The organism is Mycobacterium parascrofulaceum ATCC BAA-614 (genome assembly GCF_000164135.1).
In the GTDB taxonomy this organism is placed as follows: domain Bacteria; phylum Actinomycetota; class Actinomycetes; order Mycobacteriales; family Mycobacteriaceae; genus Mycobacterium; species Mycobacterium parascrofulaceum.
The window spans coordinates 42,001-51,973 of sequence record NZ_GG770554.1; the positions used below are offsets into that span (position 1 = coordinate 42,001).

At 63.6% G+C, this 9,973-nt stretch carries 8 protein-coding genes and 4 pseudogenes; all 12 read left to right on the plus strand.

The features are described 5' to 3' along the window. Positions 1-282, plus strand: a pseudogene (locus HMPREF0591_RS33790) (steroid 3-ketoacyl-CoA thiolase); the annotation flags it as partial. A 9-nt stretch (positions 283-291) separates the two neighbouring features. Continuing rightward, entirely contained in the window at positions 292-1,968 is a 1,677-nt protein-coding gene (locus HMPREF0591_RS10150; RefSeq protein WP_007168424.1) for a long-chain-fatty-acid--CoA ligase, read from the plus strand. After that, positions 1,965-2,741 (plus strand): enoyl-CoA hydratase/isomerase family protein, encoded by a 777-nt coding sequence (locus HMPREF0591_RS10155; RefSeq protein ID WP_007168425.1) that lies wholly within the window; start codon positions 1,965-1,967, stop codon positions 2,739-2,741. Before HMPREF0591_RS10150 ends, HMPREF0591_RS10155 begins: the two co-directional genes overlap by 4 nt. 7 nt (positions 2,742-2,748) lie before the next feature. Beyond that, positions 2,749-3,897: an acyl-CoA dehydrogenase family protein gene (locus tag HMPREF0591_RS10160; RefSeq protein WP_007168426.1), complete on the plus strand. Its 1,149-nt coding sequence runs from the start codon at positions 2,749-2,751 to the stop codon at positions 3,895-3,897. A gap of 25 nt (positions 3,898-3,922) precedes the next feature. Continuing rightward, positions 3,923-4,681: an SDR family NAD(P)-dependent oxidoreductase gene (locus HMPREF0591_RS10165; RefSeq protein ID WP_007168427.1), complete on the plus strand. Its 759-nt coding sequence runs from the start codon at positions 3,923-3,925 to the stop codon at positions 4,679-4,681. A gap of 422 nt (positions 4,682-5,103) precedes the next feature. Then, positions 5,104-5,571: pseudogene (locus HMPREF0591_RS34565) on the plus strand (site-specific integrase); the annotation flags it as partial. Positions 5,572-5,668: 97 nt separating this feature from the next. Continuing rightward, on the plus strand, positions 5,669-7,021 hold the full coding sequence (locus HMPREF0591_RS10175) for an IS30 family transposase (RefSeq protein WP_046184758.1): 1,353 nt from the start codon (positions 5,669-5,671) through the stop codon (positions 7,019-7,021). Positions 7,022-7,028: 7 nt separating this feature from the next. Then, positions 7,029-7,619: pseudogene (locus HMPREF0591_RS10180) on the plus strand (tyrosine-type recombinase/integrase); the annotation flags it as partial. A 29-nt stretch (positions 7,620-7,648) separates the two neighbouring features. Then, positions 7,649-7,975, plus strand: a complete 327-nt coding sequence (locus HMPREF0591_RS10185) for a helix-turn-helix domain-containing protein (protein WP_007168431.1) — start codon at positions 7,649-7,651, stop codon at positions 7,973-7,975. 140 nt (positions 7,976-8,115) lie between these two features. Continuing rightward, positions 8,116-9,243: an integrase gene (locus tag HMPREF0591_RS30840; protein WP_224112882.1), complete on the plus strand. Its 1,128-nt coding sequence runs from the start codon at positions 8,116-8,118 to the stop codon at positions 9,241-9,243. Between the two features lie 42 nt (positions 9,244-9,285). Further along, positions 9,286-9,669 carry a transposase gene (locus HMPREF0591_RS34645; protein ID WP_057969888.1) on the plus strand — a complete coding sequence of 128 codons (384 nt, stop codon included), beginning with the start codon at positions 9,286-9,288 and terminating at the stop codon, positions 9,667-9,669. A gap of 4 nt (positions 9,670-9,673) precedes the next feature. Continuing rightward, positions 9,674-9,973 (plus strand): annotated as a pseudogene (locus HMPREF0591_RS34650) (transposase); the annotation flags it as partial.

The window sequence follows — 9,973 nt, forward strand, 5'->3', positions numbered from 1 at the left end:
CTCGAGCGCGCCAACCTGAGTGTCAGCGACATCGACTTGTTCGAGGTCAACGAGGCCTTCGCCGGGGTGCCGCTGATGGTGCAACGCGAGTTCGGCATTCCCGATGACAAGCTCAACGTCAACGGAGGCTCGGTCGCAATCGGGCATCCGCTCGGGTCGACCGGGGCCCGCATGCTCACCGATCTGCTGTGCGAACTCGAGCGCACCGGACAGCGCTACGGCCTGCAGACCATCTGCGAGGCCGGCGGAACCGCCAACACCACCATCATCGAACGAATCTAAGGCACAGACATGGTCAGGGAAATCGTGAAGGGCGTGCCGTCGACGCACGGCGACCACTACCAGCTCAACACCACCAACCTGATCAGACATGCGGCGCGCACCTATCCCGAGCAAGAGGTCGTCTACCGCACCACGGAGGGCGACTGGCAGCGGTACACCTACGCAGACTTGTACGTTCGGGTCAAGCGGGCGGCGAACGCGCTCAGAGGAATAGGGATCGGCCCGGCCGACACAGTCGGAGTGCTCGACTGGAACAGCAAGCGGCACTTTGAGCTCAGCTGGGCCATTCCCGGCATCGCCGCGGTGATGCTGCAGATGAATCTGCGGCTGGCCACCGAAGACCTGAGCTACGTCACTGACCACGCCGAGGCGCAATGGATCCTGGTCGACGAGACACTCCTTCCGGTCGCCGAGGCGTTGGCTCCACACGTGCCGAAGGTCAAGGGCTGGATCGTAATGTCGGATAAGCCGCTCACCGAGATCGACACCACGCTGGAAAACGTCTTTCACCTCGAGGACCTGATGGCCGAGTCCGACACCGAGATCGACTGGCGGGTCATCGACGAAACCTCTGCTTACAGCGCGTGTTACACATCGGGAACGACGGGTCGGCCGAAGGGCGTCTACTACTCGCATCGTGGCAGCTACCTACACGCGATGGCGATGGCAGCAGCGATCAATCTCCGTCGCGAGGACACCGCGATGCTCATCACCCCGATGTTTCACGGCCAGTCGTGGGGGCTTCCGCACACCGCGATGTGGACCGCGGCGAAGGTGATCCTACCCGGCCGCTACCTGGCCGAGAACACGCAAATGCTCGTCGACGTGATGATCGCGGAGAATGTGACCGTCGCGAACGGCGCACCGGCGATTTTCCAGCCGATGCTGGACTACATCAAGACCCTTGCTGTGAAGCCAGATTTCAGCAGGACGAGACTGCTGTCCGGTGCGACCGAGCCGGCGAAGTCGCTGATGCGCGATTTCCACGAGCTCACCGGCGCCGATTTTGTGCAGGGCTACGGTGCGACCGAGACGACGCCGCTGATCACGATGAACATGGGCATCAAACCGTCCCTGCAGGGCACGATCACCGACGACGAGAAATGGGATTTCAAGCGTTTTCAAGGGCTGCCCGCTTCCGGTATCGACATCCGGATCGTCGACGACAACGGCAATGACCTGCCGCACGACGGTAAGAGTGTCGGCGAGGTACTGATGCGTGGGCCCTGGGTCATCGAGCGATACCACCAGCTCGACGACGACGACAACGCCGACCGCTTCCTCGACGGTTACTGGCGCAGCGGCGATGTCGGCACAATCTACCCGAACGGGTATCTCAAGCTCACCGACCGCCTCAAGGACGTAGTCAAGAGCGGCGGTGAATGGATTTCCTCTATCGATATGGAGAACGCCATCGTCGGACATCCGCTGGTGAAGGAGGCCGCGGTTGTGGGGATCAGCCATCCGAAGTGGCAGGAACGTCCGCTGGCCATCGTCGTGCCCGTCGAAGGTGGCGTGCTGACCCGCGATGACATCGTCGGTTGTCTGCAGGGGCAGTTCGCCAAGTGGCAGATGCCCGACGCGGTTCTCTTCGTCGAGGCGTTGCCGCGCACCAGTGTCGGCAAATTGGACAAGAAGATCCTGCGGGCCGAACACGCCGACGTTTACCGGGATGCGGTCACGTGAACAAACAAATTTTGCGATCGACTCGCGACGGTGCGGTGGCCCTGCTGGAGATCAATCGCCCGAAGTCGAAGAACAGCCTCAACGACGAGCTGTTGGGCGCGATGGGGGCCGAGCTGGCGGCGTTGCGGTCCGACACGGCCGTGTTGGCCGTGGTCATCGCGGGCGCCCACGGCATGTTCTGCGCCGGCGCCGACATCACGGCGTTCGACGAGATCCGGGCCCGGCCACTGGTCACCGGAGAGTCCAATGAGAGCTTCTGGTCGATACTGGCTGCGTTTCCGAAGCCGGTCATCGCCGCGGTCGAGACATACGCACTCGGGGGCGGCTGTGAGCTGGCGTTGGCCTGCGACATTGTCATCGCCGGCGAGTCGGGCCAATTCGGACTTCCCGAGGTGAAGATCGGCGCAATCCCTGGCGCTGGCGGAACTCAACGCCTCATTCGGGCGATCGGCAAATCCAAGGCTATGGCAATGCTTTTGACGGGCGATTCCATCAAGGCCCAGGAGGCGTGCGATGCAGGGTTGGTAGCCGAAGTCGTCGCCGACGGCGAGGCCGTGCCACGGGCGCTGGCGATGGCGCAACGGATCGCGACGAACTCCCCGCTAGCGGTGGCGCTGGCCAAGGATGCCGCTGTGCACGCGTTTCAGACATCACTGACGCAGGGACTCGAACACGAGAAACGGAATTTCTACGTGGCGGTGCATTCCGCCGACAGTCACGAGGGCCAGGCGGCATTCCTCGCCAAGCGCGCGCCCCAGTTCACCGGAAAGTAGGTAAAGCATGCCCGGACTCTTATTCCCGGACTACGTCGTTCCGTGGGAGACCGAGGATCAAAAACTCCTGCGCAAGCACGCCGCCGAGTTCTTCCGCAAGGAAGCGACTCCCAACCAAGCCAGGTGGGCGAAACAGCAGAAGGTGGACCGAGAATTTTGGAACAAAGCCGGCGCTGCCGGGCTTTTGGGCCTCGACCTGCCCGAGCAATACGGCGGTGGTGGCGGCAGTTTCGGTCACGAGGCGGTGGTGATGCAGGAGCGCGCCTACGCGCACGACACCGCGTTCGGTTTCTCCGTGCATTCGACGCTGGCTTCCCACTACATCGCCGAGTATGCCTCCGAGGAGCAGAAGAAGCGCTGGATCCCGAAGATGGTCAGCGGGGAGATGGTGATCGCCGTCGCGATGACCGAACCGGGCACCGGGTCAGACCTGCAGTCGATTCGCACCACCGCGGTTCGCGACGGCGACGAGTACGTCATCAACGGCTCGAAGACCTTCATCTCCAACGGTTCCCACTGCGACCTGGTGGTGATCGTGGCCAAAACTGAGTCCGGACTGTCGCTGATGGTGGCCGAAACCGAAGGGCTGGCGGGTTTCCAGCGCGGCCGGGTTCTGGAGAAGGTCGGCCAGCACGGCCAGGACACCCGGGAGCTTGCGTTCACCGACATGCGGGTGCCGGCCGCAAACCTGCTCGGCGGCGTTGAGGGCAAGGGCTTCGCCCAGTTGATGGAGCAACTTCCGCGCGAGCGGTTGACCATCGGGGTCGAGGCGATCGCGATGGCGGAGGCGGCGGTAGTAGAGACGATCCGTTATGTCAAGGAGCGCACCGCGTTCGGCAAGCCCCTCCTCGCCTTCCAGAACACCAAGTTCGTGCTGGCCGAATGCAAGGCGGAGGTGCTGGCCGGCAAGGCGCTGATCGACTACTGCACCGGCCGGTACCTCGACGGAAAACTCGATGCCGCAACCGCATCGATAGCCAAGATGTGGGGATCTGACAAACAAGTAGAGGTCACTGACAAGTGCCTGCAGCTTTTCGGTGGATACGGCTACATGATGGAATACCCGATCGCGCAGATGTATGCGGCGGCTCGGGTGCAGAAGATCTACGGCGGCACCAACGAGATCATGAAGGTGCTGATCGCGCGAAGCCTGTAGACAGACACACAAAAGGAGCAGCCGAATGGACATCGCAGCTAGCAGCGCGGTCGTCACCGGTGGCGCGTCCGGGCTCGGTTTGGCGACGGTGGAGACGCTGGCGCGGTCCGGAGCGCGGGTGGTCGCCGTCGACCTGCCCAATGCAAACACGGACGCGCTAAGCCTCCTCGGCGACACCGTCCGGTTCGCGCCCGCCGACGTCACCGACGAGGATGCAGTGACCAGGGCCATCGAGATCGCCAACGCGGACAAGACATTGCGTATCATCGTCAACTGCGCCGGCGTCAGCGATGGCACCAAGACCGTCAGCAAGAAGGGCCCTTTCCCGCTCGACGCGTTCGAGAAAGTAATCAAGATCAACCTGATCGGGACCTTCAACGTCGTGCGCCTGGGCGCATACGCAATGTCGCAGAACGACCCCGTCGGCGGCGAGCGTGGCGTGATCGTCAACACTTCCTCCGGCGCGGCCTTCGACGGCCAGATCGGGCAGGCGGCCTACTCCGCTTCCAAGGGAGGTGTGATGGCGGCGACGCTGCCGATCGCGCGTGATCTGTCGTCGTACTTGATCCGGGTCAACACGATCGCTCCGGGGCTGTTCGAAACCCCGCTTCTCAACTCACTTCCAGAGGCTGCGCTAACCGCTCTCAAGGCGCTGACGTTGCACCCAAACCGACTCGGTGATCCTGCCGAGTACGCACACCTGGTCGTAGCCATCGTTGAGAATCCGATGCTCAACGGCGAGACGATCCGTCTCGATGGCGCAGTACGGATGCCTCCGAGGTGATGTCCGGCCGTCAGAGTTGCTGATTGGATCCCACAACTCCAGGAGAGAATCAACGTGCAGGACAGTGTCCGCGTCGTCGTCGACCATGTGAACGAACACGGAAAATCGCGGCTGAGCGAGCGGCGGGTGGTGGCATCGGTGGGCCAGGCACTGCGTTGCAAGATGCGCAACGAGCGTGAACGCAGTTTCGTCTTCGTCACTCCGAGTCGGAGTCGGAGAGAGAGAGGCTTAGTCACGTTAGCCAACAGTCGACGAGTTCCTGAGCCCACGGGTATCGCCCGTTAGCCCTTTCAACGCCTGGAACAGCCGTTGTTGGCGTGTCCCTCCATCAAAACTCTCTGATGAACCGGCATCATTCTTGCTGACTGAATAGTTGATCAGATGATGTTTCTTCACTTTAGGTGAAGTCGAGGAGGCGTGGGTTGGCTCTGGCTGTGGTCCGCGATCTGCGGGAACATCGAGTACCGGCGAGCGAGGAGGAGCTTGCCGACTTCGAGACCGATGTGTTGGCCGGGTTCGTGCTGGCACGGGCGTCGGCCGGATTGGTCGACAGCACGATCCGCAACGACATCAACCACCTCGAGCTGATCCACGACTGGTTCGGCCGGCCGCTGTGGGAGATGCGGCCCGCCGATGTCGACGTCTATTTCGGCAAGGTGCTGCGCGACGCCAACCCCTCGACTCGCACCGGGCGGGCGGCGGCACTGACCGTGTACTTCCAGTTCTTGGAGCTTCGGCACAAGATCGACCTGCACAACATGACAGGTCGGGTCGTCGAGTGCCCGCTGGACGAGATCAACCGGCCGCGAGCCTCGGTCGATCCGCAGCTGCGTATCCCTCCGACCGCCGACGAGGTGGAGCAGCTGTTCGCCGGGTGGCGCCAGGAACTGGCTGGATTCAATCGGTCGTTGCAACACCTCGATTCCTCGGAGGTGTGTGGTGGCGTATGGGAAGCGGCAGTTGGAGGTTCGTGCGTATCGGGGGCAGATGCCCTCCCCGGGGCGGCCGTCGGTGGCCTGGCGGCAGGACAGGGTCCGGTTCTGGGCGGGGATCGCTGCCGGAGCGATGACCGAGGACGCCGCTACCGAAGCGGGCGTGTCTTCGCCGGTCGGGTTCCGCTGGTTCCGCCATGCTGGCGGCGTGAATCCACGCTTGCCAGAAACTGTTTCGGGCTGCTACCTATCCTCGAATGAGCGCGAAGACATCGCTTTATGGCGTGCCCATGGTGCCGGAGTGCGCGAGATAGCCAGGAGGCTGCGCAGGGCGCCGTCGACCATCTCGCGTGAGCTGCGCCGTAACGCCTCGACGCGCACGTATCGGCTCGACTACAAGGCCTCGGTCGCGCAGTGGCATGCCGAAAGGCGGGCGAGGCGCCCGAAGACGGCCAAGCTGGTCGGCAACGACCGGCTGCGCCAGTACGTCCAGGACAAGCTCTCCGGTGTCGTTCGTGGCGCTTACGGGCAGATCATGGCTGGTCCGGCCGCGACGCCGTGGAAGGGACGCAACAAGCCGCACCGAGGGGATCGGGCCTGGGTGACAGCATGGAGTCCTGAGCAGATCGCCCATCGGATCAAGCTTGACTTCCCTGATGATGAATCCATGCGGATCAGCCACGAGGCCATCTACCAAGCGCTCTACGTGCAAAGCCGCGGTGCGCTCAAGCGGGACTTAATCACCTGCCTGCGCCGGGGTCGGGCATTGCGGGTGCCGCGGGCACGGTCTCGGCAGAAAGCGTGGGCGCACGTCACGCCGGAGACGTTGATCAGCGCTCGGCCGCCGGAGGTCGCTGATCGCGCGGTCCCGGGACACTGGGAGGGAGATCTGCTGATCGGGTTGCAGCGCAGCGCGATCGGCACGCTGGTCGAGCGCAGCAGTCGGTTCACGATGTTGATCCATCTTCCGCGGGAGGCCGGATACGGGCTGATTCCGCGGACCAAGAACGGGCCGGCTCTGGCCGGCTACGGCGCCCTCACGATGGCCAACGCCCTAGCGCAGACGATCACCTCGCTGCCCGAGGAACTGCGCCGGTCGCTGACCTGGGACCGGGGAAAGGAACTGTCGGCGCATGCCCAGTTCTCGATCGCCTCCGGGGTCAAGGTGTACTTCGCCGACCCGAAGAGTCCGTGGCAGCGTGGCACGAATGAGAACACCAATGGCCTGTTGCGCCAATGCTTTCCGAAGGGCACCGACCTATCCCGGTGGAACGCCGACGACATCGCGGCGATCGCTCACACCCTCAACACCCGACCACGCAAGACCCTCGGATGGCGCACCCCGGCCGAAGCGTTCAACGAACACCTACACTCACTTCAGCAAGCCGGTGTTGCAACGACCGATTGAATCCAGCCTGGTCACCTGCCGCAAGTTCGCCCCGGCCGCCCGCAACTACGCGGTCGCCCGGCTGGCGGCCGACGTGGGACTGCGCATCAACGAGGCGCGGATGCTCGACCTCGACGATGTGCGGTGGGAGCTGGGGCGGTTCGGCAAGCTGAACGTCCGTCACGGCAAGGGATCACGCCGCAAAGGCCCCAAACCGCGACTGGTGCCGCTGATCAACGGCGCCGACCGCAGCCTGAGATGGTTCATCGAAGACGTGCTTGGACTGTTCGATATCGACCCGAATAGCCATGCCGCGCCACTGTTTCCGTCCGAACGCAAGAACATCGACGGGACGTGCATGCGCGCGACAGCTGACGTCTATCGCCGATCGTTGGCGGAGGCGGCGGACCGGCATCTGCCTGCGTGGTCGGGGAAGCTGACCCCGCATGTGCTGCGGCACTTCTGCGCGTCCCAGCTTTACCTCGGCGGAATGAACCTGTTCGCCATCCAGGAATTATGTGGTCACGCCTGGACGGCCACGACGGCTCGATATATCCACGTCCACGCCACCCACGTCGAAGATGCCTGGGTCACAGCACAACGTAACAACACGAAGTAACTGCACCTACGAACTTAAGGATTGGCTCAATGAAGTGGAATCTACGCCTGACCGCGGCCAACCGCGGCATTTGGAAGGCCAGCGAACTCCAACGGATGCTGGCCGAGCGCGGCCTGGTGATCAGCGCCGGCAAGATGTCGGGCTTGTGGTCGGGCAACCCCAACGCCATCAAGCTCCACGATCTCGATGTATTCTGCGCCGTGCTCGACTGCGCCATCGACGAACTGCTGATCCCCGAGCCCGAAACCGTGGCCGCACCCACGCCGAAGGGTAGCGAGGAGGCCGCCGCTGCGGCCGGTGAGGCACGTCCCGTCACCCCGCGCGCTCGGACGGGAAGGTCGCTGCCGCCGCGATGAATTGCCTGCAATGCGGAGCCGAACTGCCAGCCAACGGTCGCCGCGACCAAAAATACTGCGGCAGAAGCTGTTCAAAAAAAGCGCACTACTATCGCGGAAAGGCGGGACTGCCTGCTCGCCCGCCCCGGCGGCATCCAGCCTTGGAATCCGACGACCCCGTGCTCGTGGCCGCTGCGGTATACGCCCGGGAACGCGCTGCCGCCCACGATTGGTGCGGTGAGACCACAAACCGATGCCTCGACGCCCTGGTCACCCTTCTGGCCGGTCGGCCCCCCGGTGATCGCGTGCCGCTCAAAGAGGTTCGAACACGGCCGCATCGGCTCGCGTCCCGTCGCAGGCTTGTCGAAATCCTCTCCCACTTCGACCTGCTGACAGACGACACCGAACCTCCGATCCGTGCCTGGATCGACCGCGTCACCGCGGAACTTCCGCCAGGGTTCGCCGAGCCGTCGCACCACTGGCTCCTTACCCTGTTGGTCGGCGGCGCACGTGCTCGCCCACGATCGCCCAGGACCCTCTACAGCTACTTCGGCGCGGTCAGGCCCCTTCTCGCGCACTGGTCCACCTCCTACGACCATCTCAGGGAGGTCACCAGGGCCGACGTCGACGCGACGCTGCGGCCGTTTCAGGGAAACCAGTGCCACAATCTGATCAAGGCGCTGCGGTCGCTGTTCCGGCACGCCAAGAAGAATGGTCTGGTCTTCAGCAACCCAACAGCGGGTTTGAAGAGCCAACCAGTAGACCAAGACCTCGTGCCCATCACCGATGATGAGGTGCGCTCGATCGAACAGCTCGCGAGCGAACCGCGTGCACGCCTAGTTGTGGCATTGAGCGTCGAACATGCCTGCCGCACAAGCGTTATACGCAAACTGGTGCTCGACGACATTGACCTGCCGAACCGGCGGATCACCCTTGCTGGACAACCAACGGCTCGGCGAGCTCACCCACAGAGCGCTGATCACATGGCTCGACCACCGCCGGGACAGATGGCCCCACACTCCGAACCGGCACGTTCTACTCACGACGAAAACTGCATTGCGCACAACGCCGGTGAGTCAAACATCGGTGAAACAATCGTTGAGCGACAATGGGTTCACGATCGAACGCATCCGTGCCGACCGAATCCTTCACGAAGCGCTGACCGCAGGCCCCGACCTGCTGCATCTGTCTCTCTCGTTTTCGGCATCTCCCACAACACCGCGCGGCGCTACACCACCGCGAGGGAGTATCCGAAATTCGGTGTAAGTGGCCCGACACGCCGGGTGTGAGCCTGGCGGGGAAGGTCCACGATGACCGAAACGATGAGGGCTGTGACAGCAACAGCCGATGTCCACGATGATGAAGTGATGGTCAGCTCTCCGACACCGGAGGAGCTGGCGACGGCCCGCGAGCTGGTGCGGGCGGCCCAGGCCCGCGGGGTGTCGTTCGCCGATACCGCTGACGGGGTGCTTAAGGCGCTGACCAAGACGGTGGTCGAGACCGCGCTGGAAGAGGAGCTCGCCGATCACCTCGGCTATGACAAGCACGATCCGGCCGGGCGGGGGGCGCCGAATTCACGCAACGGCACCCGCACCAAAACCGTGTTGACCGACACGGTCGGACCGGTCGAGATCGCCGTGCCCCGCGACCGCGGCGGCAGCTTCGAGCCCCAGATCGTCAAGAAAGCATCAACACCGGTTGACCCGGGTCGATGAGATCGTGTTGTCGTTGTATGCCAAGGGATTGACCACCGGGGAGATCGCCGCCCACTTCGACGAGCTCTACGACGCCAAGATCTCCCCGGACACCATCAGCAGGATCACCGACAAGGTCCTGGCCGACATGGCGGAGTGGACCGCGCGGCCGCTCCGTCTACGCCGCAATCTTCATCGACGCGCTGAGCGTGAAAGTGCGCGACGGTCAGGTCGCCAACCGACCGTTCTACGCCGCGATCGGGGTCGATCTGGCCGGGCACAAGGACGTGCTCGGACTGTGGGCCGGCGACGGCGCCGGGGAATC

Excerpts from the sequence above, each read along its gene's own strand:
- HMPREF0591_RS10160 (WP_007168426.1), top strand. The coding sequence starts at position 2,749 with ATGCCCGGACTCTTATTCCCGGACTACGTCGTTCCGTGGGAGACCGAG.
- HMPREF0591_RS10165 (WP_007168427.1), top strand. The coding sequence starts at position 3,923 with ATGGACATCGCAGCTAGCAGCGCGGTCGTCACCGGTGGCGCGTCCGGG.
- HMPREF0591_RS10150 (WP_007168424.1), top strand. The coding sequence starts at position 292 with ATGGTCAGGGAAATCGTGAAGGGCGTGCCGTCGACGCACGGCGACCAC.
- HMPREF0591_RS10185 (WP_007168431.1), top strand. The coding sequence starts at position 7,649 with ATGAAGTGGAATCTACGCCTGACCGCGGCCAACCGCGGCATTTGGAAG.
- HMPREF0591_RS10175 (WP_046184758.1), top strand. The coding sequence starts at position 5,669 with ATGCCCTCCCCGGGGCGGCCGTCGGTGGCCTGGCGGCAGGACAGGGTC.